The 22,933-nt window shown below is 72.1% G+C and carries 21 protein-coding genes; 18 read left to right on the plus strand and 3 right to left on the minus strand.

Going from position 1 to position 22,933, the window contains the following annotated elements; genetic code table 11:
- Window positions 1-21 precede the first annotated feature (21 nt).
- The 5 genes from dop to CLV40_RS01085 all read left to right on the plus strand — a co-directional run bounded on the left by dop (window position 22) and on the right by CLV40_RS01085 (window position 4,821).
- Window positions 22-1,530 carry a depupylase/deamidase Dop gene (gene dop, locus CLV40_RS01065; RefSeq protein ID WP_104475978.1) on the plus strand — a complete coding sequence of 503 codons (1,509 nt, stop codon included), beginning with the start codon at window positions 22-24 and terminating at the stop codon, window positions 1,528-1,530.
- A 112-nt stretch (window positions 1,531-1,642) separates the two neighbouring features.
- The gene (locus tag CLV40_RS01070) at window positions 1,643-1,837 is read left to right on the plus strand and encodes a ubiquitin-like protein Pup (RefSeq protein WP_104475980.1); all 195 of its coding nucleotides are present in this window, start codon (window positions 1,643-1,645) and stop codon (window positions 1,835-1,837) included.
- A 63-nt stretch (window positions 1,838-1,900) separates the two neighbouring features.
- A complete protein-coding gene (gene prcB, locus CLV40_RS01075) occupies window positions 1,901-2,779 on the plus strand; it encodes a proteasome subunit beta (RefSeq protein ID WP_104475982.1) in 879 nt (292 codons plus the stop codon).
- Between the two features lie 65 nt (window positions 2,780-2,844).
- Window positions 2,845-3,603 (plus strand): proteasome subunit alpha, encoded by a 759-nt coding sequence (gene prcA, locus CLV40_RS01080; protein WP_104475984.1) that lies wholly within the window; start codon window positions 2,845-2,847, stop codon window positions 3,601-3,603.
- Window positions 3,604-3,858: 255 nt separating this feature from the next.
- A complete protein-coding gene (locus CLV40_RS01085) occupies window positions 3,859-4,821 on the plus strand; it encodes a LysR family transcriptional regulator (RefSeq protein ID WP_104475985.1) in 963 nt (320 codons plus the stop codon).
- Between the two features lie 4 nt (window positions 4,822-4,825).
- On the opposite strand, the gene CLV40_RS01090 is transcribed toward CLV40_RS01085, so the two are convergent.
- Window positions 4,826-5,407 (minus strand): cadmium resistance transporter, encoded by a 582-nt coding sequence (locus CLV40_RS01090; RefSeq protein WP_104475987.1) that lies wholly within the window; start codon window positions 5,405-5,407, stop codon window positions 4,826-4,828.
- A 21-nt stretch (window positions 5,408-5,428) separates the two neighbouring features.
- Complete coding sequence (locus tag CLV40_RS01095; RefSeq protein WP_104475989.1) at window positions 5,429-6,916, minus strand: bifunctional phosphatase PAP2/diacylglycerol kinase family protein; 1,488 nt, start codon at window positions 6,914-6,916, stop codon at window positions 5,429-5,431.
- A 145-nt stretch (window positions 6,917-7,061) separates the two neighbouring features.
- Here CLV40_RS01095 and pafA point away from each other — a divergent pair, with 145 nt between their 5' ends.
- The 12 genes from pafA (at window position 7,062) to CLV40_RS01150 (ending at window position 21,056) form a co-directional block, all read left to right on the plus strand.
- Window positions 7,062-8,420, plus strand: a complete 1,359-nt coding sequence (gene pafA / locus CLV40_RS01100; protein WP_104475991.1) for a Pup--protein ligase — start codon at window positions 7,062-7,064, stop codon at window positions 8,418-8,420.
- Window positions 8,421-8,461: 41 nt separating this feature from the next.
- Window positions 8,462-9,049 carry a GNAT family N-acetyltransferase gene (locus CLV40_RS01105; RefSeq protein WP_104475993.1) on the plus strand — a complete coding sequence of 196 codons (588 nt, stop codon included), beginning with the start codon at window positions 8,462-8,464 and terminating at the stop codon, window positions 9,047-9,049.
- 316 nt (window positions 9,050-9,365) lie between these two features.
- Window positions 9,366-10,349 (plus strand): helix-turn-helix transcriptional regulator, encoded by a 984-nt coding sequence (locus CLV40_RS01110; protein ID WP_104475995.1) that lies wholly within the window; start codon window positions 9,366-9,368, stop codon window positions 10,347-10,349.
- A complete protein-coding gene (locus CLV40_RS01115; RefSeq protein ID WP_104475997.1) occupies window positions 10,346-11,320 on the plus strand; it encodes a helix-turn-helix transcriptional regulator in 975 nt (324 codons plus the stop codon). Before CLV40_RS01110 ends, CLV40_RS01115 begins: the two co-directional genes overlap by 4 nt.
- Window positions 11,321-11,383: 63 nt before the next feature.
- Entirely contained in the window at window positions 11,384-11,629 is a 246-nt protein-coding gene (locus tag CLV40_RS36960; protein ID WP_146107872.1) for a bacteriophage holin, read from the plus strand.
- Entirely contained in the window at window positions 11,626-11,928 is a 303-nt protein-coding gene (tatA, locus tag CLV40_RS01120; RefSeq protein WP_245930921.1) for a Sec-independent protein translocase subunit TatA, read from the plus strand. The genes CLV40_RS36960 and tatA overlap by 4 nt, the downstream gene beginning before the upstream one ends.
- A 109-nt stretch (window positions 11,929-12,037) precedes the next feature.
- Window positions 12,038-12,967, plus strand: a complete 930-nt coding sequence (gene tatC, locus CLV40_RS01125; protein WP_104476001.1) for a twin-arginine translocase subunit TatC — start codon at window positions 12,038-12,040, stop codon at window positions 12,965-12,967.
- A gap of 63 nt (window positions 12,968-13,030) precedes the next feature.
- The gene (locus CLV40_RS01130; protein ID WP_104476003.1) at window positions 13,031-13,918 is read left to right on the plus strand and encodes a YegS/Rv2252/BmrU family lipid kinase; all 888 of its coding nucleotides are present in this window, start codon (window positions 13,031-13,033) and stop codon (window positions 13,916-13,918) included.
- A gap of 71 nt (window positions 13,919-13,989) precedes the next feature.
- Entirely contained in the window at window positions 13,990-16,803 is a 2,814-nt protein-coding gene (locus CLV40_RS01135; protein WP_104476005.1) for a DEAD/DEAH box helicase, read from the plus strand.
- A gap of 142 nt (window positions 16,804-16,945) precedes the next feature.
- Window positions 16,946-17,671, plus strand: coding sequence for a DUF4333 domain-containing protein (locus tag CLV40_RS01140; protein WP_104476007.1), 726 nt, complete (start codon window positions 16,946-16,948; stop codon window positions 17,669-17,671).
- Window positions 17,672-17,758: 87 nt separating this feature from the next.
- Window positions 17,759-18,970 carry a GNAT family N-acetyltransferase gene (locus CLV40_RS01145; RefSeq protein ID WP_104476009.1) on the plus strand — a complete coding sequence of 404 codons (1,212 nt, stop codon included), beginning with the start codon at window positions 17,759-17,761 and terminating at the stop codon, window positions 18,968-18,970.
- Window positions 18,971-19,169: 199 nt separating this feature from the next.
- Window positions 19,170-21,056, plus strand: a complete 1,887-nt coding sequence (locus tag CLV40_RS01150; protein WP_245930923.1) for a S8 family serine peptidase — start codon at window positions 19,170-19,172, stop codon at window positions 21,054-21,056.
- On the opposite strand, the gene CLV40_RS01155 is transcribed toward CLV40_RS01150, so the two are convergent.
- Window positions 21,053-21,979 (minus strand): 5'-3' exonuclease, encoded by a 927-nt coding sequence (locus tag CLV40_RS01155; protein ID WP_104476011.1) that lies wholly within the window; start codon window positions 21,977-21,979, stop codon window positions 21,053-21,055. The genes CLV40_RS01150 and CLV40_RS01155 overlap by 4 nt on opposite strands.
- A 277-nt stretch (window positions 21,980-22,256) precedes the next feature.
- Here CLV40_RS01155 and CLV40_RS01160 point away from each other — a divergent pair, with 277 nt between their 5' ends.
- Window positions 22,257-22,892 (plus strand): hypothetical protein, encoded by a 636-nt coding sequence (locus CLV40_RS01160; protein ID WP_104476013.1) that lies wholly within the window; start codon window positions 22,257-22,259, stop codon window positions 22,890-22,892.
- The last annotated feature ends 41 nt before the right edge of the window (window positions 22,893-22,933 follow it).

Genomic DNA, 22,933 nt, shown 5'->3' on the forward strand with positions numbered 1-22,933 from the left:
CCCGCCCCGTAGGCTGGGCGCATGCGGCGGATCATGGGAACCGAGGTCGAGTACGGCATCGCGGTGCCGGGCGACGCGACGGCCAACCCGGTGTTGACATCGACCCAGGTCGTGCTGGCCTACGCGGCGGCGGCGGACATCCCCCGCGCCCGCCGGGCCAGGTGGGACTACGAGGTGGAGTCGCCGCTGCGCGACGCGCGCGGCTTCGACCTCGGGGTGCCCGGCATGGCGCCCACCGACCCCGACGTCGAGGACCTGGGCGCGGCCAACGTCATCCTCACCAACGGCGCCCGCCTCTACGTCGACCACGCGCACCCCGAGTACTCCGCGCCCGAGGTCACCAACGCCCGCGACGCGGTCATCTGGGACAAGGCGGGGGAGCGGGTGATGGAGGAGGCCGCGCTGCGCGCCGCCACCGTGCCCGGCCAGCCCCGGCTCCAGCTGTACAAGAACAACGTCGACGGCAAGGGCGCCAGCTACGGCACCCACGAGAACTACCTGATGGCCCGCAGCACCCCGTTCGTGTCCGTGATCGGCGGCCTGACCCCGTTCTTCGTCTCCCGCCAGGTGGTCTGCGGCTCCGGCCGGGTCGGGCTCGGCGCCTCCGGCGAGCACGCGGGCTTCCAGCTCTCCCAGCGCGCCGACTACATCGAGGTCGAGGTCGGCCTGGAGACCACGCTCAAGCGCGGCATCATCAACACCCGCGACGAGCCGCACGCCGACGCCGACAAGTACCGCAGGCTGCACGTCATCATCGGCGACGCGAACCTGGCCGAGACCAGCACCTACCTCAAGGTCGGCACCACGGCGCTGGTCCTGGACATGATCGAGAGCGGGGTGCGCTTCGACCACCTCAAGCTCGCTGACCCGGTGCGCGCGGTGCACGTGCTCAGCCACGACCCGACGCTCAAGGCCACCGTGGAGCTGTCCAACGGCCGCAAGTTCACCGGCCTGGACATCCAGCACGCCTACCACGAGATGATCGCCGAGCACCTGGACCGGGTGGACGTCGACCGGGTCCAGCTCGACGTGCTCAGCACCTGGGGCGAGATCCTCGACGCGCTGCGCCGCGACCCCATGGAGTGCGCCGACCGGCTGGACTGGCCCGCGAAGCTGCGGCTGCTGGAGGGCTTCCGGGCCCGCGACGGCCTGGCCTGGTCCTCGCCCCGGCTGCAACTGGTCGACCTGCAGTACTCGGACGTGCGGCTGGACAAGGGCCTCTACAACCGGCTGGTGGCCCGCGGCTCGATGAAGCGCCTGGTCACCGAGGAGGAGGTGCGCGCCGCGGTCACCAACCCGCCGCTGGACACCCGCGCCTACTTCCGCGGCCGCTGCCTGGAGCGCTACCCGAACGCCATCGCCGCGGCGTCCTGGGACTCGGTCATCTTCGACCTGGGCCGCGAGTCGCTGGTGCGCATCCCCACCCTGGAGCCGCTGCGCGGGACCAAGTCGCACGTCGGGGCCCTGCTGGACGCGGCGAACACGGCCGAGGAACTGGTCGACGCGCTGACCGGCGCCGCCCGTCGCTGAGCGCGACGCCCGACGGGCGGAGATTCGATCTTGTCCCCGGCGCGGCCCGCGACGAACAGGGGTTCGGCTGGGTAGTGTTCGTGGCAGGGCCAAGCCAACACCGGGAGGCGACATGTCCCAGGAGCAGACGCAGCGGCAGGGCGGCGGCGACGGCGACGACGGCGTCGAGGACAGCACCGCGGCCGGGCAGGAGCGCCGGGAGAAGCTCGGCGACGACACCGACGCCATCCTCGACGAGATCGACGACGTCCTCGAGGAGAACGCGGAGGACTTCGTCCGCGCGTACGTGCAGAAGGGCGGCCAGTAGGCGCCCCGCGCCACACCGGTCGAAGATCGCGTCCGCCACCGACAGGCAGGATTGACAGCAGGTATGGAAAACACCCCGTCCCGCGGGCAGTGGGCGCCCGGGCTCCCGGCCGCCTACCTGACGGCGGGCACCTCGTCGTTCACCGACTTCCTGCGCGCCCAGGCCCCCGAGCTGCTGCCCGGGGGTCGCGGCGCGGGTGACCAGCGGCCGGTGGTCGCTGGCCAGCGCTCGGCGGTGGACGCGGTCCCGCACGGAACGACGATCGTCGCGCTCACCTTCCCGGGCGGCGTGCTGATCGCGGGCGACCGGCGGGCCACCTCCGGCAACGTGATCGCCCAGCGCGACATCGAGAAGGTGTTCGTCACCGACGACTACTCGTCGGTGGGCATCGCGGGCACCGCGGGCCTGGCCGTGGAGATGGTCCGGCTGTACGCGGTCGACCTGGAGCACTACGAGAAGATCGAGGGCGTCGGGCTGTCCCTGGACGGCAAGACCAACAAGCTGGCCAGCCTGGTGCGCGGCAGCCTCGACATGGCGATGGCAGGCCTGGCCGTGCTGCCCCTGTTCGTCGGCTACGACCTGCACGCCGAGGACCCGGACAGCGCGGGCCGGATCGTCAGCTTCGACGTCACCGGCGGCCGCTACGAGGAGCGCGCCGGGTACCACGCGATCGGCTCCGGTTCGGTGTTCGCCAAGTCCGCGCTGAAGAAGCTCTACCGCCCCGACGCCGACCGCGAGACCGCGCTGCGGGTGGCCGTCGAGGCGCTCTACGACGCCGCCGACGACGACTCGGCGACCGGCGGACCGGACCTGGCGCGCCGCATCTACCCCAGCATCGTCACCATCACCGGTGCCGAGGGCGCGGTGCGGGTGTCCGAGGACGAGGCCGCCGCCGTGGCCGCCGCCGTCGTCGCGGCCCGCGCCGAGCACCCGCGCGGCTGAGCCGTGCCCCCCGAAGCCCCGTCGCCAGACCCGAATGAGCCTGCCGTGAGTGAGGAGCCCGCCCCGTGACGATGCCGTTGTACGCCTCGCCCGAGCAGTTGATGCGCGACCGCTCGGAGTACGCCCGAAAGGGCATCGCCCGGGGCCGCAGCGTCGTCGCGCTCAAGTACGCCGACGGCGTGGTGTTCGTCGCGGAGAACCCGTCGGCGACGCTGCACAAGGTCTCCGAGATCCACGACCGGATCGGCTTCGCCGCCGCGGGCCGCTACAGCGAGTACGAGAGCCTGCGCCGCGGCGGCATCCGGCACGTCGACCTGTGGGGCTACTCCTACGACCGCCGCGACGTCTCCGCCCGGCAGCTGGCGAACGTGTACGCCCAGACCCTGGGCACCATCTTCACCGAGCAGGTCAAGCCGATGGAGGTGGAGCTGTGCGTGGCCGAGGTCGGCGCCACGCCCGCCCAGGACCAGCTCTACCGGCTCACCTACGACGGCTCGATCGTCGAGGAGACGCAGTTCCTGGTGATGGGCGGGCAGACCGACCCGATCGTCGCCTCGCTCAAGGACAGCTACGCCGACGCGCTCGCGCTGACCGACGCCATCCGGGTCGCGGTGAAGGCGTTGGGCGCGGGCGCGCCCAACGGTGCCGCGGACGGCCCGGCGCTGGACAAGCTGGAGGTCGCGGTGCTGGAGCGCACGCGCCCCCGCCGCGCGTTCCGGCGGATCCAGGGTGCCGCGCTGACCGCGCTGCTGCCCCCGGTCGACGCCGAGCCCGCGAAGCCGGTCGAGGACGTCGAGCTGCCCCCGGACGGCGCGGGGGGCTGAGCTGCCAGGAAACCCCCGAGAAATCCACTGTGGACTTGGTCTCGTCCGCAGTGGATTTTTTCGTCTACGGGTGCATTCTTGGTTTACCGGGATGACCCGCCCACTCGTGGTGATCATCCGTCTACGCCTGGTGGCCGACCCGGGCGCGGAGGCGCTACCCGCCGGTTCCACACGCCGCGTGGCGAAAATGTGCCTTTCTTCCCAGCGGGGTCCGCGGGGTTTGCATAACGTGGCGTTAGCGGGCATAACTCAGATGTGAGTGAGTTGGAACTCCGTCATCTGCGCGTCATCCGCGCGGTCGCCGACGCGGGCAGCCTCTCCAAGGCCGCCGTGCGGCTGGGGGTCTCCCAACCGGCGCTGACCGCGCAGCTGCAACGCCTGGAGCGGCGCATCGGCGGCCTGCTGTTCGCCCGCACCGGCACCGGCGTGGTGCCCACCGACCTGGGCGACTACGTGCTGGCCGCCGCCCGCGTGCTGCTCGACGAGGTGGACGAGCTGATGGCGGGCGTCCGGGCCAGGACCCAGGCCGCCACGCTCAGCGGGCAGGTCCGGGTGGGCGGTCCGCCGGGGCCGATCGTGCCGCTGCTGGCCACCGCCATCGCCGACCGGCTCGGCGGTGCCGAGGCGTCCATCGACATCGACATGCACCCGGCGGAGCTGGTCCGCAAGGTGCTCGACCGCAAGGTGGACTTCGCGTTCCTGGAGGAGAACCCCGGGTTCCGCACCCCGCTGCCACCGGGCTTGCTCAGCCGCGTCGTGCTGCGCGTCCCGCTGTTCGTGGCCATCGCCGAGGACCACGAGTTCGCGGGCAGGCGGGAGATCGCCCTGGCCGAGCTGGCCGGGGCCAACTGGGTGATGCCGCCGGTCGCCGAGGGCACGGAACAGCTGGCGTTCACCCGGGCCTGCGCCGCCGCCGGGTTCACCCCGACGATCAAGCACCAGCTGTCGGACTCGACCACCATCCGCACCCTGGTCCAGAACGGCTCGGTCACCCTGGCCAAACCCGTGGCCAGGGAGAACGGCGGCGTGGTGATCCGGGCCCTGGAGGGCGCCCCGCTGCGCCAGGAGATGGTCCTGGTCTGGCACGAGGAGAGCGCCTTCACCGGCGCCGCCGACCACGGCCCCGACGCGCTGCTGCACGCCTTCGGCCAACTGACCGACACCAACCCGCTGTTCGCGCGGTGGTGGGCGGAGTTCGGCCCACCCGAGTCCCGCTGAGCGGTCACACCCCTACGAAGATCAGCGTGCCGATCGAGATGAGCGCGACCGGCAGCGCGAAGCGGCCCCAGCGGGCCAGCGCCCGCGCCACCGGCGGCCTGCTCGCCAGGAACCAGCCGAGCGCGCACCAGACGGCGGTACCCGCCAGGAAGACGGCCGAGTAGCCCGCCATCCCGCCGATCCCGGTGACGGCGAACACCGGCACGTACACGCTGATGTTGTCGCCACCGTTGGCGAAGGTCACCGCGGCCACCGCGAGAGCACCCGCGCCGCGGTCGGGTTCCTCCTCCTCGACGTGGGGCCTGCCGCGATCGCACCACAGTTGCCAGGCCGCGCGTCCGCCGATCATGAGCGGCAGCAGGCCCAGGACGGGAAAGACCGACTCCGGCAGCAAGCCCGCACCCAGCGCGCCGACGATCGACACGGCCAGTATCGCGCCCATGCCCAGGAACTGACCGACCACCACCCGCCACCCGGCCGCGCGGTCACCGCCCGCGCGGCCGAAGTACAGCGCGAGCAGCAGCAGGTCGTCCACGTTGGTCACGACGAACATGCCCGCCGCCTTGCCGAGCAAAGCCAGGTCCACGGCGGCGGACCCTACCGGCCACTACCCCCGGTAGATCGACAGGGCGCCCGGCTCCGCGCGGAATTCGAAGCGGTTGCCGAGGGGGCCCACCTCGCCGTCGGTGGCGATGCGGCGGTTGCCGTCCAGCAGCCGCACGTCCAGCGAGCGCACGTCCCGCTGCCGGTACACGTGGCTGGTGGACAGGGTCCTGGTCAGGGTGCCGATGACGAACCGGGCCCGCGAGTACGGCACGTCCGCGCGCAGGTAGCGGACGTCGAGCAGGCCGCTGTCCAGGGCCGGGCGCCGGGTCGGCGCGAAGCCCTTGGGGGTGTAGGTGCCGTTGCCCACGAACAGCATCCACACCAGGTGCGGCTTGCCGTTGAGCGCCAGCCGGATCGGCTGGGCCGAGCGCAGGCTGCGGATCAGCGCCACCGCGCCCGCGGGCCACTTGGGCCACCCGAGCGACCCCAGCTTCTCCCGCATCCGCACCATCTCCGGGTAGCCGCCCAGGCTGGCGGTGTTGACGAACCACCGGTGCTCGGTGCCGTCCGCGCCGGTGATGGTCACCCCGCCCAGGTCGATGCGCTGCCCGGTGCCCTCGTCCACCGCGGCGACCGACTCGCCGACGGACTCCACGCCGACGTCGCGGGCGAAGTGGTTGAGCGTGCCCGCCGGGATGAGCACCAGCGGCAGCTTGAACTCCGCCGCGACCGTGGCCACCGCCGCCACCGTCCCGTCGCCACCGGCGACCCCGACCGCGCGCACGTCGTTGGGCGGTGCGCTCAGCTCCTCGGTGAGCTGCGCCACCAGGTCGCGGCCCGGTTCGGAGTAGACGACCGTCGCCTTCGGCCAGTGCGCGCGGATCTCGTCGCCGGGGTCCACTCCCGACACGCCCGAGTTCGGGTTCACCAGCACGAGCAGCCCGTCGCCGCCCTCCAGCGCGGGCAGCGCGGCGCCCTGGGCGGTGTGCGCGGGCCCGTCCACGGTGCGCGGCCACCAGTGCCGGGTGGCGTACGCCGCGCCCGCGCCGATGGCCGCGCCCGCCGCGATGTCGGTGGGCCAGTGCACACCGGTGTGCATCCGGGAGTACGCCACGGCCGCCGCCAAGGGGGCCAGAGCGATGGCCGCAGCCGGTGACTCCATGGCCACCGCCGCGGTGAACGCCACCGCGGAGGCCGAGTGCCCGGACGGGAACGACGAGCTGGTCGGCCGCTTGGTCAGCCTGCGGTGCTCCGGCAGCAGCTCGGCGGCCGGTCGCCTGCGCGGGAACAGGTTCTTGCCGACCAGGTTCGCCGAGGTGCTGGCGAACCCGATGGCCGCGACACCGCGCAGCGCGGCCCGCCGGTTGCGGCCCTTCACGCTGGCCAGCGCCGCCGCGACGCCGAACCACAGCAGGCCCTTGTTGGCTGAGCGCGACAGCTTCTTGAGGGCCTCGTCCGCGCCCGTGCGCGGCAAGGCCGCCGAACGCCGCATCAGCTCCTGGTCGAACCGGCCCACCTGGCGGCCGGTTCGCCGGACATGTCCGAACATGATCGTAGATTCAACCCGAAACCCGACCCGTCCGCCGCGCGGGCCGTCCCTGGTGAACGCCCGGTTACCGTCCGCTCGATAACGGAATGTGGACCACCCCGAACGGCGCACGGTCCTGGGAGCGCTTTGCGCCTACGCTGAGAGGATGCAGCGGCGGATCTTCGGCATCGAGACCGAGTTCGGCGTGACCTGTACGTTCCACGGACAGCGGCGGCTGTCGCCGGACGAGGTCGCGCGGTACCTGTTCCGGCGGGTGGTTTCGTGGGGGCGTTCCTCGAACGTGTTCCTGCGCAACGGTTCACGCCTCTACCTGGACGTCGGATCGCACCCGGAGTACGCGACCGCGGAATGCGACGACCTCGTGCAACTGGTCACCCACGACAAGGCGGGGGAGCGGATCCTGGAGGACCTGCTCGTCGACGCCGAGCGCAGGCTGGCCGACGAGGGCATCGGCGGTGACATCTTCCTCTTCAAGAACAACACCGACTCGGCGGGCAACTCCTACGGGTGCCACGAGAACTTCCTGGTCACCCGGGCAGGCGAGTTCTCCAGGATCGCCGACGTGCTGTTGCCGTTCCTGGTCACCCGGCAGCTCATCTGCGGGGCGGGCAAGGTCCTGCAGACCCCGCGCGGGGCGGTGTACTGCCTCTCGCAGCGCGCCGAGCACATCTGGGAGGGCGTCTCCAGCGCCACCACCCGGTCCCGGCCGATCATCAACACCCGCGACGAGCCGCACGCCGACGCCGAGCGCTACCGGCGGCTGCACGTCATCGTGGGCGACTCGAACATGTCCGAGAGCACCACGCTGCTCAAGGTCGGCACCGCGAACCTGGTGCTGGAGATGATCGAGGACGGGGTGCAGTTCCGGGACTTCAGCCTGGACAACCCCATCCGCGCCATCCGCGAGATCAGCCACGACCTCACCGGCCGCAAGCCGGTGCGGCTGGCGGGCGGGCGCGAGGCCTCGGCGCTCGACATCCAGCGCGAGTACCACGCCAAGGCCGTCGAGCACGTCGCCCGGCGGTCCCCGGACCCGATGGGCACGCGGGTCGTGGAGATGTGGGGCAAGGTGCTGGACGCGGTGGAGGCCCAGGACCTGTCCCGGATCGACCGCGAGATCGACTGGGCGATCAAGCACCGGCTGGTGGAGCGGTACCGGGCCAAGCACGACCTGGACCTGTCCAGCCCGCGGATCGCGCAGCTCGACCTCGCCTACCACGACATCCGCCGCGGCCGGGGCATCTTCGACCTGCTCCAGCGCAAGGACCTGGTCGAGCGGGTCACCGACGACGGCGAGATCGAGGCCGCGAAGGACACCCCGCCGCAGACCACCCGGGCCAAGCTGCGCGGCGACTTCATCGCGGCGGCCCAGCAGGCCGGGCGGGACTTCACCGTGGACTGGGTCCACTTGAAGCTCAACGACCAGGCCCAGCGGACCGTGCTGTGCAAGGACCCGTTCCGGGCCGTGGACGAGCGCGTGGAGCGGCTCATCGCGTCGCTGTAAACCTGTTGCTCGCGGGCGGGCCGGGTCGGGACCATCCCGGCATGGCCCGCCCGCTCTTCACGCCCGCGACCCGTCCCCCCGAACTGCTGGTGGGGGAGGGCTTCGAGCTGCGGCGCAAGACCCCGGACTCGGCCGCGGACCTGGTCCGGGTCGTCGCGGAGGCGCGCGAGCACCTGCGGCCGTGGATGGCGTGGGCGCAGGGGGACTACGACCTCGGCGCGGCCCGCGAGTACCTGGCCGCGATGTCGCGGTCGTGGGAGGCGGGGTCGGAGTTCGAGTACAGCCTGTTCGTCGGCGGGGAGCTGGCGGGCGGGTGCAGCCTGATGGCCCGGATCGGCCCCGGCGGCTTGGAGGTCGGCTACTGGCTGCACCCGGCCCACGTGGGCGCGGGCCTGGCCACCCGCGCCGCGGCGACCCTGGTCGAGACGGCGTTCGCCATGCCGGACGTCGACCGGGTCGAGATCCTGCACGACACGGCGAACGAGCGCAGCAGACGAATCCCGCGGCGCCTCGGCTTCCGCGAGGTGGCCCGCGAGCCGCAGACCACGGAGCCGCTGAGCCCCGGCGAGGACGGCATCGACATCCGCTGGCGCGTGACCCGGTCGGAGTGGCGCGCCCGCACGGCCTGACGTCCTGATCACCTCCCCTGGGTCGTCATGCTCAGTGAGCCATGTAAGCAAAATCAATTATCGGCTATCCAGATAATGGGTATGGGTGGAGGTGAGGAGGAGTGGTCGGGTGGGGGCGGTGGTGGGTAGACGGCGGTGTGCTGTCGGAGGAGGTGTTGTGGCGGTTGGGTGGGTGGTGACTGCAAAGCGCCATGAAGACGGGGATTTGACTACTCGGCGTCACTTGAACCCCACCCTTCGAAGTTGTCAGGATTTCGCACGTGTGTTCGGGTGTGGCGGGTGTCGGTCGCGGGAGCTGGGGCGTTATGGTGCGCGGGTGTCCGTCGCACGCGCCGAGCGCCTTGTGAATCTGGTGCTGTGCCTGCTGTCCACGCGCCAGTACCTCAGTGCCGAGCGGATCCGGGGCATCGTGCCCGGGTACGCCGACGCCCCGACCGACGAGGCCTTCTTCCGGACCTTCGAGCGGGACAAGACCGAGCTGCGGGAGCTGGGGATCCCGCTCGAGGTCGGCCGCACCTCGGCGTTCGACGCCGTGGACGGGTACCGGATCGCCCGCCGGGACTACGAGCTCGGGGAGATCGACCTGGAGCCCGACGAGGCCGCCGCCGTGGCGCTGGCCGTCCGGCTCTGGGACTCCCCGGAGCTGACCGGCGCCGCCCACGGCGCCCTGCTCAAGCTCCGCGCGGCCGGGGTCGACGTCGACCAGGCCGCCCCCACCGTGGTCGAGTCCAAGGTCCGCACCACCGAACCCGCCTTCGGCCCGCTGCTCGCCGCCGTCCAGGCTGGGCAGGCCGTCGCCTTCGACTACCGCCGCCCCTCGCCCGCCGAACTGCGCGAACGGGTCCTCGAACCCTGGGGCGTCGTGTCGTGGCGCGGTCGCTGGTACGTCGTCGGCCACGACCGCGACCGCCGCGCGCCCCGCTGCTTCCGCCTCTCCCGCGTCGTCGGCGAGGTGCGCAAGCTCGGCAAGCCCGGGGTGGTCCGCAGACCGGACGACGTCGACCTGATGGCCTTCGTCGCGAACACCAACACCGTCGGCGGTGAGCCGCCGCAGGCCGCGCCCGCGCTGCTCTGGGTGGCCGACGGCCGCGCCGCCGGGTTGCGCAGGCGCGCGAAGGTCGTCGGGGTCCGCGAGGTCGACGGCGTCCAGGGCGACCTGATCGAGATCGACCTGCTCTACCCGGACAGCGCCGCGACCTGGATCGCGGGCTACGGCGCGGACGCGCTGGTGCTGGAGCCGGAGATCCTGGCCAAGTCGGTGCGCGAGCGGCTGATCGCCGCGGCGGAGGGGGCGTTGTGACCGCGGCGCAGGAGCGGCTGCCGAGGCTGCTGGCACTTGTGCCCTACCTGCTCGCCCACCCGGGCGTGCGGATCGACGACGCCGCCGATGACTTCGGGGTGCCCGCCAAGCAGCTGCGCAAGGACCTCGAGCTGCTGTGGATGTGCGGTCTGCCCGGCTACGGCCCCGGCGACCTCATCGACATCTCCTTCGACGAGGACACCGTCACCGTCGCCTTCGACGCGGGCCTGCGCAAGCCGCTGCGGCTCACCGGCGCCGAGGCCACGGCCCTGCTCGTGGCGCTGCGCGCGCTGCTCGACGCCCCCGGCGTGGCCGACGCGGACGCCATCCGCCGCGCCGTGGCCAAGATCGAGGCCGCCGCGGGCCAAGCGCGCCCCGGCGGCGTCGCGGTCGGCCTGGGCGTGCGGGAGGGCGAGAGCGCGGCGCGGGTGCGCGGGGTCGCGCAGTCCGCGTTGCAGTCGCGCAAGGCGCTGCGCATCACTTACTACACCGTCTCCAAGGACGAGGTCACCGACCGCGTGGTCGACCCGATGCGGGTGCTGATCGTGCAGGGCCGGGCCTACCTGGAGGCGTGGTGCCGCCGGGCCGAGGCGGTGCGGCTGTTCCGGCTCGACCGCGTGGACGAGGTGGAGGTGCTCGACGAGCCCGCCGCCCCGCCGCCGTACGCGCGGCCCATCGACACCACCGACGGCCTCTTCCAGGCCACCCCCGACCAGCGCTCGGCGGTCCTGGTGCTGCACCCGGACGCCCGCTGGGTCGCCGAGTACTACCCCGTCGAGGACGTCGAGGAACTGCCCGGGGGCAGGCTCCGGGTCCGGATGCGCTACTCGGACACCTCGTGGATCGTGCGGTTGCTGCTCGGCATGGGCGGTGACGTGCGGGTTGACGAGCCCGCGGAGCTCGCGGCGACCCTCCGCGAGCAGGCTGCGGCGGCGGTGCGGCGGATCGACCGCCACCTCGCGGACATCTGAACACCACTTTTCCCATGCCCGTGGCTCTGTGCCCGGTTACCCACCGGGAGGTAGAGTCCGCTCGTGCCTTACCTGCCGAGTGCGGCGCTGCTCCTGATCGGGTTCGCGCTGCTGGGGTTCTTCCTGGCGCGCACCGCGCGTGGGCTGGGCCGTACCCGTGCCGTCCTCGCGGCAGCGAAGGGCGCGTTCGGTGCCGAAACAGGGCTGCTGCGTGCGCGTTCCGCCGCCGTGCGGATAGCGGTGGCTGATCGAATGCCCGCGCGTCGCGTAGAATCGGCGGCGCGAGGCGAGACTGGAGGACGGTCGTGAACCTGGGTCCATGGGAAATCCTGATCATCGCGGTGGTGGTCGTGCTGCTCTTCGGCGCGCGCAAGATGCCGCAGATGGCGCGGTCCCTCGGGCAGTCGATGCGCATCCTGAAGGCCGAGACCAAGGGCATGCGCCACGACGAGGACGGCAACGAGGTCGCCGAGAAGGCGCAGCCCGCCGCGGCGCAGGCGCAGCTCAACGCCGCGAAGCCGGAGCAGACCCCCGAGCAGATGCGCGCCGAGATCGATGAGCTGCAGCGGAAGCTGAACCAGCAACAGGCGCAGAAGAACGCGGGCTGAGAGAGGTCCGGTCCCCACGGTGGCTGGCGAAGAAGCCCAGCGCCGGGTCGGTGGCACTCGTCGAGAGCGCCGCAGGTTGCACAGCCGTCGGCACAACCCCGACGGCACGATGTCCCTGCGCGATCACCTCTACGAGCTGCGCAACCGGCTCGGCTGGGCAGCCCTGTTCATCATGCTCGGCAGTGTGTTCGGGTTCATCTGGTACGCCGTGCCGATGGGTCCCGTCCCCTCGCTGGGCCGCATCCTGCTCGACCCGTACTGCGCACTCCCCCCTGAGGTCCGGTTCTCCCCGAACGGCAAGTGCCAGCTGTTCCAGTCGCAGCCGTTCGAGGCGTTCATGGTCAACTTCAAGGTCGGCGTCGCTGCGGGCATGGTGCTGACCGCGCCCCTGTGGCTGTACCAGGTGTGGGCGTTCATCACGCCCGGCCTGTACGCCAAGGAGAAGCGGTTCGCCTCGACGTTCGTGGTGTGCGCGTCCCTGCTGTTCATCACCGGCGGCGTGCTGGCGTTCTTCGTCATCCCGCAGGGCCTGTCGGTGCTGGTCAGCTTCGGCGGCGACACCTTCATCACGGCGCTGAGCGCGAGCTCGTACATCTCGTTCGTCCTGGTCATGCTGTTGATCTTCGGCGTCAGCTTCGAGGTGCCGCTGCTGATCGTCATGCTGAACCGGGTCGGCATGCTGACCTACGAGCTGCTCAGCAAGCACCGGCGCGGGATCATCTTCGGCTTGTTCGTGTTCGCGGCGTTCGCCACGCCCGGCACGGACCCGGTGTCGATGGTCGCGCTGGCGGTCGCGATGACGGTGCTGGTGGAGTTCGCGATCCAGCTCGCGCGGGTCCACGACAAGCGCAAGGCGCGGCGCGAACTGGCGGACGACCCGTCGGCGGGCCTGTCCGACGACGAGGCCACGCCGATGACCTTCCACACGGAGCCGGTGGAGCGCTCACCGCTGCCGGTGGATACCGTCGTCGGTGACTCGACACCGGAGAGGCCTCCGGCCGACAAGCCCGAGAAGAGCGGGTTCGACGACGTGACGTGACCTGACGGCCCGCCGGGTCGGATCGGTCGAGATGACCGGTTCGGCCGGGCGGGAGTTGGGTTCATGGGCGTTCGGGCCGCGCTGGCGGTGCACCCCGGTTCGGGCCACGGCGCCGCCGCGCGCGCCGCGGCGGAGGTCGAGGCGCGGATCCGCGAGGTGGCGGACCACCTCACGGTCGTCGCGGCCGACACGGTCGCCGAGGCGCGGTCGCTGATGGTGCGGGCCCGGGACACCGGGCTCGACGTCCTCGTGGTGCTCGGCGGCGACGGCTCCGTCCACCAGGGTGTGCAGTTCTGCGCCGACCACGACGTCGCCTTGGCCGTGGTGCCCGCCGGAACCGGCAACGACCTGGCGCGGGCCCTCGGCGGCCCCGTGGAGCCGCTGGCCGCGGCGGACGCGGTGGCGGCGGCCATCGCCTCGGGCGCGCGGCGCCGGATCGACCTCGGTCGGGTCGCGGGCGGGCCCTGGTTCGCCAGCGTGCTGTGCGCGGGCTTCGACTCGGCGGTCAACGAGCGCGTCAACCGGATGCGGTGGCCGCACGGCAGGCGCCGCTACGACCTGGCCATCGTCGCCGAACTGGCCCGGCTGCGGCCTCGCGAGCTGGGCGTCGAGACCGAGACCGAGCGGCTGGAGCTGGAAGCGACCATGGTCGCGGTCGGCAACACCCGCTTCTACGGCGGCGGCATCCCCGTCTGCCCCTCCGCCGACCCCGCCGACGGGTTCCTCGACGTCACCCTGGTCGAGCGCGCGAGCAGGCTCGACCTGCTCCGGATCCTGCCGACCCTGCGCACCGGCGACCACGTGCGGCACCGCTTCGTCCGCACCCTGCGGGCGCGCCGGGTCGAGCTGGGCCCGGACAACGGCTGGGTGGCCTACGCCGACGGTGACCGGATCGGGCCGCTGCCCGCGGCGGTGGATTGCGTGCCGGGAGCCGTCGAACTGATCGGCTGAGGCACCGGCGGCAGGCACATCTCGAAAAGATCGCGCGACGGCTGTCGGGGTGATGTGGAAGTCTTGGGGACGTGTCCGCCAGTTCCCCCCACTCCGGGGCCGACCAGCACGAAACCGAGGGGCGCCCGGTCAGTCCGGCCGAGGCCTACTCCGCGGCCCGGAGACGATCGGCCAACCCCAAGCTGGCGGAGTTCACCGCCGAGCTGTCCTTCGACCTCGACCCCTTCCAGGCGAACGCGTGCGCGGCGCTGGAGGACGGCCACGGGGTCCTGGTTTGCGCGCCCACCGGCGCGGGGAAGACGGTGGTCGGCGAGTTCGCCGTGCACCTCGCCCTGTCCGAGGGCCGCAAGTGCTTCTACACCACCCCGATCAAGGCGCTGTCGAACCAGAAGTTCGCCGACCTGACGGCCCGCTACGGGCCCAAGGCGGTCGGGCTGCTCACCGGTGACACGGCCGTCAACGGCAACGCGCCCGTGGTGGTCATGACCACCGAGGTGCTGCGCAACATGCTCTACGCGGAGTCCGCCGCGCTCGAGGGGCTCGGCTACGTGGTCATGGACGAGGTGCACTACCTCGCCGACCGCTTCCGCGGCGCGGTCTGGGAGGAGGTGATCCTGCACCTCCCGGAGTGGGTGAACCTGGTGAGCCTCTCGGCCACGGTGAGCAACGCCGAGGAGTTCGGCGAGTGGCTGCTGGCCGTGCGCGGCGACACCACCGTGGTGGTCGACGAGCACCGGCCGGTGCCGCTGTGGCAGCACATGCTGGTCGGCGGCCGGATGCTGGACCTGTTCGCGGGCGAGGGCCCGGACGGCGAGGCGCGGATCAACCCGCACCTGGTGCGCCGCACCGAGGAGGTCGGCCGGGTGCACGCGCCGTGGCACAACCCGCGCGCCAAGGGCGGCCGCGCGGCCGGTCCCCGGGGGCCGCGGTTCAAGCCGCCGTCGCGGGTCGAGGTCATCGAGCGGTTGGACGCCGCCGGGCTGCTGCCCGGGATCGTGTTCGTGTTCAGCCGCGCGGGCTGCGAGGCCGCGGTCGCCCAGTGCGTGCGGTCCGGGCTGCGGCTCAACTCCGAGGACGAGGTCGCCGAGGTGCGGCGCGTCGTCGACTCCAAGACCAGGGACCTGCCCGACGCCGACCTGACGGTGCTGGGCTTCTGGGAGTGGCGGGAAGCGCTGGAGCGCGGGTTCGCCGGGCACCACGCCGGTCTGCTGCCCGCGTTCAAGGAGACCGTGGAGGAGCTGTTCGTCCGCGGCCTGGTGAAGGCGGTGTTCGCCACCGAGACGCTGGCCCTGGGCATCAACATGCCCGCCCGCACCGTGGTGCTGGAGCGGCTGGTCAAGTACAACGGCGAGGCGCACGTCGAGCTGACGCCGGGGGAGTACACCCAGCTCACCGGCCGCGCCGGGCGGCGCGGCATCGACGTCGAGGGCCACGCCGTGGTGATCTGGCAGCCGGGCGTGGACCCCAAGCAGGTCGCCGGCCTGGCCTCGACCCGCACGTACCCGCTGCGCTCGTCGTTCCGGCCCGGCTACAACATGGCCGTCAACCTGGTCGACCGGCTCGGCGCCCGGCAGGCACGTGAGATCCTGGAGCAGTCGTTCGCCCAGTTCCAGGCCGACCGGTCGGTGGTCGGCCTGGCGCGGCGGCTGGAGCGCAACCAGGAGGCGCTGGCGGGCTACGCCGAGTCGATGACCTGCCACCTCGGCGACTTCACCGAGTACGCGACGCTGCGCCGCAAGATCTCCGACCGGGAGAAGTTCCTGTCGCGGCAGAACAGCGCGGTGCGGCGCTCGGAGGCCGCGCGGTCGCTCGAGGCGCTGCGCAAGGGCGACGTCATCGCGGTGCCCGCGGGCCGCCGGTCCGGGCTGGCCATCGTGATCGACCCGGGGCTCGACCCGATGGGCGAGCCGCGTCCCCTGGTGGTCACCGAGGACCGCTGGGCCGGGCGGCTGTCGGTGTCGGACTTCCCGGCGCCGGTCACCGCGCTCGGCCGGGTGCGGCTGCCCAGGCAGGTCGACATCCGATCACCGAAGTCCCGCCGGGAACTGGCGGCCACGCTGCGCGCCACCGGCATCGAGGTGCCCGCCCGCGAGCGGCGCCGCTCCGGTTCCGACGACGACGCCGAACTGGCCGCGCTGCGCCGGGCCATGCGCGCGCACCCCTGCCACGGCTGCCAGGACCGGGAGGCGCACGCCCGCTGGGCCGAGCGCCACCACCGGCTGCTGGCCGAGACCGAGCAGGTGGAGCGCAAGGTCGCGGCGACCACGCACTCGCTGGCCCGTTCGTTCGACCGGATCCGGGCGCTGCTGGCCGACCGCGGCTACCTGGCGCCGGGCACCGGGGACCAGCAGGGCGAGCAGGTGGTCACCGAGCACGGCAGGCGGTTGGCCCGGCTCTACAGCGAGTGCGACCTGCTGGCCGCGGAGTGCCTGCGGCACGGCGTGTGGGCGGGGCTGGGCCCGGCGGAGCTGGCCGCGGTGGTGTCGTCGCTGGTCTACGAGGCGCGCCGGGACGGGCCGATCGAGGCGCGGGTGCCCGGCGGCGCGGTCACCGACGCGTTGACCGCCACCGCGCGGCTGTGGGCCGACCTGGAGTCCGACGAGCGCCACCACCGCCTGGAGGACCGCACCCGCCAGCCGGACGCCGGGTTCGCCTGGACGGTCTACCGGTGGGTGCGCGGCGAGTCGCTGGAGAAGGTCATCACGGCGGCGGACTCGGCCGGTCAGGAGCTGTCGGCGGGCGACTTCGTGCGCTGGTGCAGGCAGGTGATCGACCTGCTGGACCAGATCCGGGACGTGGTCGCGCCGGGCGACCCCGTCGGCAAGGCCGCGGGCGAGGCGGTTCGCGGCATCCGGCGTGGCGTGGTGGCTTTGGCCACCGCGTGACCCGGTTCGGTGGGAACATCGGTGGGAATCCAACGGGTAAGACACACCGACCGGGTTGGGTGTGGCGGTGCTGTCAGACTGTGGTTGGATCGCGCCCAATGGTGTGCAAGGCGGCGGTACCCCTATTTGGCGGAGGCGTGAAATGAGCAGCCCCTACGGGCCGTCCGGCGGGCAGCAGGACCCGCAGCAGCAGTGGGGCCAGCAGCCCTACGGCGGACCGCCCACCGGGACCCCGTCCGGGGGTTTCCCCGCGCAGGGTGGACAGTACGGTGCCCCCGGGTACGGCCAGCAGCCCTACGGCCAGCCGGACCCGAACCAGGGCTACGGTCAGCCCGATCCCAACCAGCAGCAGTACGGCCAGCCCGACCCCAACCAGGCGTACGGGCAGCCGGACCCGAACCAGCAGTACGGCTACGGCCAGCCGCAGCCCACCCAGCAGTACCCGGGCTACGGCCAAGACCCGAACCAGGGTTATGGCCAGCAGCAGCCGTACGGCCAGTTCCAGCAGCCCGGCTACCAGGGGTCGCCGCCGGAGGAGAAGAAGCGCGGCGGCGCGTGGATCTGGATCCTGGTCGCGGTGCTCGTCGTGCTGGCGGGCGCGGGCGCGGTGCTGGGCTTCGTCACCCCGGGCTTCCTGAACAAGAAGGTCTTCGACAACGCGGCCGTGCAGACCGGCGTGAAGTCGATCCTGACCGAGAAGTACAGCATCGAGAACGTCGACTCGGTCACCTGCCCGGCGAAGCAGGAAGTGAAGAAGGACAACCACTTCACCTGCGACGTGGTCATCTCCGGTGAGAAGCAGACGGTGAACATCACCGTCCGCAACGACAACGGCGAGTACGAGGTCGCCCCGCCGAGCAGCAAGTAGCGGGCGACCACAGAGGACGGACGGGCACGGGCGCGCGGGTCGGAAATCGACTCGCGCGCCCGTCGCGTTCGAGGGCACGATGCCCGGATGGGTGACATCGAGATCCGCCGCGTGCCCGACGCCGACCTGCGCGCCGCCGCGACCCTGTTCCGGGGCGCCGTGCACTACGCGCCGCCCACCGAGCAGGAGTGGGAGTGGGTGGCCGACTCGTACGAGCCGGGCCGCACCTGGGGCGCGTACGCCGACGGGCGGCTGGTCGGCACGACCATGGCGTGGTCGTCGGACCTGGTCGTGCCCGGCGGGCGGGTGTGCCCGATGGCGGCGGTCACCCGGGTCGGGGTCAGCTCTGATTTCCGCAGGCGCGGGGTGCTGCGCCGGCTGATGACGGCCCAGCTGCGGGAGTGCGCCGAGCGCGGTGAGCTGTTCGCCGGTCTGCGGGCCACCGAACCGGGCATCTACGGGCGCTTCGGCTACGGCGTGGCGTCCCGGTTCGTGAAGTACGCCTTCGACGCCCGGCAGACGAGCCTGCGGCCGGAGGTGCCGTCCGGTGGCGAGGTGCGGATGCTGGACATCTCCGTGCCGGAGGCGGTTCCGGCGGTGGTGTCCGCGATCTACGAGCGGGTCGGGCGGGGCCGCGTCGGCACGATGGCCAGGCCGCCGCAGTGGTGGCGGCTCAACTACGACCGGCCGTTCCGGGCCGGTGAGTTCCTGCGCGTCGCGGTGCACCGGGGTCCCGACGGCGACGACGGTTTCGTCGCGTACCGCACCACCGCGGGCAGTCCGGGCGAGGGCGCGCGGGTGTCGGTGGAGGACGTGGTGTCGGCGTCCCAGGAGGTCGCCAACGCGCTGTGGCGGTACGTGCTGGGCATCGACCTGGTGGCCGAGCTGGTGTTGTGGGCGCGGCCGGTGGACGAGCCGGTCCCGGCGATGCTGGTCGACCCGCGCGGGATCACCGCGACCGAGATCCGCACGGACCTGTGGGTCCGGCTGGTGGACGTGCCCGCGGCGCTGGCCGCGCGCACCTACGGCCCGGGTTCGGTCGTCGTGGAGGTCGATGACCCAGTGCTGCCCGCCAACTCCGGGCGCTACCGGGTCGGCGCGGACGGTGCGGTGCGCACCGAGGAGCCCGCCGAGATCGCCGTGGACCTGGAGGTGCTCTCGATGCTGTACCTGGGCGGCTGGCGGGCGGGCGCGCTCGCGGGCATCGGCCGGGTGCGCGAACGGGTGCCGGGCGCGGCGGCCAGGGCGGATGTCGTGTTCGGGACGGCCGGGGAGCCCTGGAGCGGGACGTTCTTCTGATCGGGTTGGTCCGGCTGCGCGTTGTTTGCGCGGCCGTTCGAGTGCTCCTTGGTGTCGTGGGAGGCGCAACCGGGGTAACCGCAAGCGAATCCGCCGTCCCGTGATCTTCGCCAGACCTAGCCTTCGGCTCGTTGTCCACAGACACGGGCAGGGAGGTCCCTCTATGCGGGCGAAGTTCAGACCCGGGGCTTGGTTAACCGTGACGGCGCTGGTGGCCGGTGCGACGGTGGGGGTCGCGCCACCGGCCATGGCGGAGGTGGTGGGCGCGGGTACGCCCGGCGCCGTCGCGGGTAGTTACATCGCGGTGTTCAAGGACGGGGTGGCGGCGGACTCGGACCGCTTGGCGCGCAAGTACTCCGGGACCGTCACCCACCGGTACGACCACGCGCTGCGCGGGTTCGCCGCGAAGCTGGACGAGCGGTCGGCGCGGCGGCTGGCCGCGGACCCGGCGGTGGCGTACGTGCAGCAGAACCGGGTGGTGCGCAAGGCCGACGAGCAGGACCGGCCGTCGTCGTGGGGGCTGGACCGGATCGACCAGCGTTTCGGCCCGCTGGACCACACGTACCACTACTCCACCAAGGCCACCGGCGTCACCGCCTACGTCGTCGACACCGGCATCCGGATCACCCACGACGACTTCGGCGGGCGGGCGGTCTGGGGCACCAACACCATCGGCGACGGCAAGGACGAGGACTGCGACGGCCACGGCACGCACGTCTCGGGCACCATCGGCGGCACCGAGTACGGCGTGGCCAAGGGTGTGAAGCTGGTCGCGGTCAAGGTCCTCGACTGCGACGGCTCGGGCACCAGCGAGAGCGTGGCGGCCGGGCTGGACTGGGTGGCGGCCAACCACGTCTCCGGCCCGGCGGTGGCGAACATGAGCCTCGGCGGGGACGCGCCGGACCTGGTGATGGAGAACGCGGTCAAGCGGGTCATCGCCGACGGCGTGCTGGTGGCGGTCGCGGCGGGCAACCAGGACGAGGACGCCTGCCGGCATTCACCCGCGCTGGTGCCGGAGGCGTTGACTGTGGGCGCGGTGAACGACGGCGACCAGCGCTCGTCGTTCTCCAACTACGGGTCCTGTGTGGACCTGTTCGCGCCGGGGGAGTACATCTGGTCGGCCAGTTCGGGCTACAACCAGGACTTCGACCTGCTCAGCGGCACGTCGATGGCGACCCCGCACGTGACGGGCGCGGCGGCGCTGCTGCTGGCCCGCGACCCCGGGCTGACGCCCGCGCAGCTCTCCGCCGGGATGCTGATCGACGCGACCAAGGACGTGGTGACCGACCCGCAGGGGTCGCCGAACCGGCTGCTGGTCGTCAACACCGGGTACCGGCCGGGGTACCCGTTCGTCAACGACCCCGGGGTGCGGGCGGGTCGCGTGGGGACGCCGATGAGCACGCAGCTGTCGGTGGTCGGCGGCACGGCGCCGTACACGTGGACGACGACCGCGCTGCCGCCCGGTCTGACGCTGAACGCGACTACCGGGCTGATCTCGGGGACCCCGACCACGACCGTGGTCAACCGGTCGGTGAGCGTGACAGCCAAGGACAAGAACAACCGCACGGGTGCGGTGACGTTCCGGATGTTCACCACGCCGCCGGGGTGGCAGTGCTCGTCGAAGGGGCAGAAGTTCCGCAACCCCGGGTTCGAGGACGGCCGCGAGGTCGGCAACGGCTGGGACAAGAGCCGGACCCTGCTGATCACCACGAGCTCCGGCGACGACAAGCCCCGCACGGGCACCTGGGCGGCGTACTTCGCCGGGGCGGGTTTCTCGTGGGACGACTCGCTGTCGCAGGAGGTCGCGATCCCGGCGGACTGCCCGTACACCACGTTCTCGTTCTGGGTGCGCACCACGACCGCGGAACCCGCGTCGTCGGGCCCGGTCGACACCCTCACGGTCACCGCGGGCACCAAGCGGCTCGCCGTGATCTCGAACCTGGACGGCAAACCGGGGTGGGTGCAGCGCACCTACGACGTCGGCTCGATGGCCGGGCAGACGGTGCGGTTCTCGTTCTACAGCGGTGAGAACGACGGCGGCCCCACCGCGTTCGACCTCGACGACACGGCGTTGAACGTCAGCTAACCCAGGGCCTTGAGCAGCCGGTCCACGGCCGAGCCGAGGGCCCAGCGCTCCTGCAGGTGCCGCACGCGGTCGAGGTCGACGGCGTGCGGCACCTCGGGTGTCCCGGTCGCCTCGATCTCGATGTCCGTGGCCACCCGCACCACCAGCGGCGCCTTGGACAGGTAGTCGGCGTCGGCCTCGAAGGCCAGCCGCACCTTGGGCGGGACGTCCTTGGAGCCTGCCTGGGCGGCCTCGACGAGGGCGGCGAGGGAACCGAACTTGGTGATGAGCTTGGCGGCGGTCTTCTCGCCGATGCCGGTGATGCCGGGCAGGCCGTCGGACGGGTCGCCGCGCAGGACGGCCATGTCGGCGTAGGCGAGCCCCTCGGCGGGCAGCCCGTAGCGGTCGGCCAGTTCCTGGGGCCCGACCACCTCGGCCTTGGCCCACCCGCGCCCGACGTAGACCACCCGCACGGCCGTCGGCTCGTCGCGGACGCACTGGAACAGGTCGCGGTCGCCGGTGACGATCTCGACGGCCGCCCCGGCCTCGCGGTGGGCGAGGGTGCCGATGACGTCGTCGGCCTCGTAACCCCGCGCCTGGGCCGTCGCGATGCCGAGGGCGTCGAGCAGGTCGAGGATGATCGGCACCTGCGGGGTCAACGTGTCCGGCACGACCTCGACATCACCCGCGGGCGCCTCCTCGGCCACCCGCTGCGCCTTGTAGCTGGGGATCGCCTCAACCCGGAACGCGGGCCGCCAGTCCGCGTCCAGACAGGCCACCAACCGCCCGGGCCGCCGGTCGGCGAGGATCTGCGCGATCATCCCCGCGAACCCCCGAACCGCGTTGACGGGCACACCGTCGGGCGAGGTCATCGACTCGGGCAGCGCGAAGAACGACCGGAAGTAGAGACTGGCCGAGTCCAGGAGCACAAGTGGTCCACTCACAACAGTGAGCCTCCCACACCCCTCCGACAGCCCCCACCAGCCACGCCGCCCCGGACGGGCCACGGTGCGCCGGCCGGAATTCGTCGGCGAGCGGTCATGGGCGTCGCGCGTGGTCACCCGGCGCGTCTCCCCGGTGTCAGGGCAACGCACCAGCGGAGGCGTCATGACCGACGAAGTGGCATCCAGTGGCTCTGCCGGGGGTTCACCGAAATCGGAGCCAGATCGCCCACCCGTCAACTTCTCCCCGCTCGGTCTTGTCGGAGGTATCGCCAGTACCGTGTCCCTGCTGGCGAACTCGCTGGCCAATTCGGTTGTCGCGTTGCTCATTTCGCTGGTGGTGGTGTTCGCGTCGCTCTTCGCGCTTCTACATCTCTACCGGCGCGACCCGGCGCACTACACGAGTTCGTGGCGAAACGTCTGGCGGGTGGTGCTGGACCTGGGGCTGGTCGCGACCACCCTCAGCACCACCCTGCTGGTGACGGCTCAGCCCGCCACCTCGTCCGGCGCGTCGAGCCGGGCAACGGCGACCGGAATCGTCGCTCCTGCGGACGGTCAGGCGGTCGGCAGGTGTGTCGGTGTGCTGGCGAATGCCATTCCGAAGGCGGGCGAGAAGATCGCGTTCGGAGTGGGGATGATGCGTCCAGACGGCATCTTCCACTACATTTCCCGGGAAGCGATTGCGGAGGGCGGCCAATGGAAGACCGGTGCCCCTCTCGTGCTGGGGACATCGGCGGACGAGGCTGCCTACGTCCTGTTGTACGTGTATTCCATCCCCGGCGACCGCCGGATTTCGGACTTCGTGTCCCACGGCGAGCCCGAGGCGCTCAGCGTGGAGCGTCTCCGGGCGGAACGCGTGACGCCCCTCGCGAAGGTGGTCGTGCACCGCCTCGGCGACGGCACCGGCTGCTCCTAGTCCCTGCCGGGAGCGGGCCTCTGCGGACGCGGTGTCCGTGG

It is taken from the genome of Actinokineospora auranticolor, from assembly GCF_002934265.1.
Lineage (GTDB): Bacteria > Actinomycetota > Actinomycetes > Mycobacteriales > Pseudonocardiaceae > Actinokineospora > Actinokineospora auranticolor.

Coding starts and splice junctions, on each gene's coding strand:
- dop (WP_104475978.1), top strand. CDS start 22: ATGCGGCGGATCATGGGAACCGAGGTCGAGTACGGCATCGCGGTGCCG.
- CLV40_RS01070 (WP_104475980.1), top strand. CDS start 1,643: ATGTCCCAGGAGCAGACGCAGCGGCAGGGCGGCGGCGACGGCGACGAC.
- prcB (WP_104475982.1), top strand. CDS start 1,901: ATGGAAAACACCCCGTCCCGCGGGCAGTGGGCGCCCGGGCTCCCGGCC.
- CLV40_RS01095 (WP_104475989.1), bottom strand. CDS start 6,916: ATGTTCGGACATGTCCGGCGAACCGGCCGCCAGGTGGGCCGGTTCGAC.
- pafA (WP_104475991.1), top strand. CDS start 7,062: ATGCAGCGGCGGATCTTCGGCATCGAGACCGAGTTCGGCGTGACCTGT.
- CLV40_RS01105 (WP_104475993.1), top strand. CDS start 8,462: ATGGCCCGCCCGCTCTTCACGCCCGCGACCCGTCCCCCCGAACTGCTG.
- tatC (WP_104476001.1), top strand. CDS start 12,038: ATGTCCCTGCGCGATCACCTCTACGAGCTGCGCAACCGGCTCGGCTGG.
- CLV40_RS01130 (WP_104476003.1), top strand. CDS start 13,031: ATGGGCGTTCGGGCCGCGCTGGCGGTGCACCCCGGTTCGGGCCACGGC.
- CLV40_RS01140 (WP_104476007.1), top strand. CDS start 16,946: ATGAGCAGCCCCTACGGGCCGTCCGGCGGGCAGCAGGACCCGCAGCAG.
- CLV40_RS01145 (WP_104476009.1), top strand. CDS start 17,759: ATGGGTGACATCGAGATCCGCCGCGTGCCCGACGCCGACCTGCGCGCC.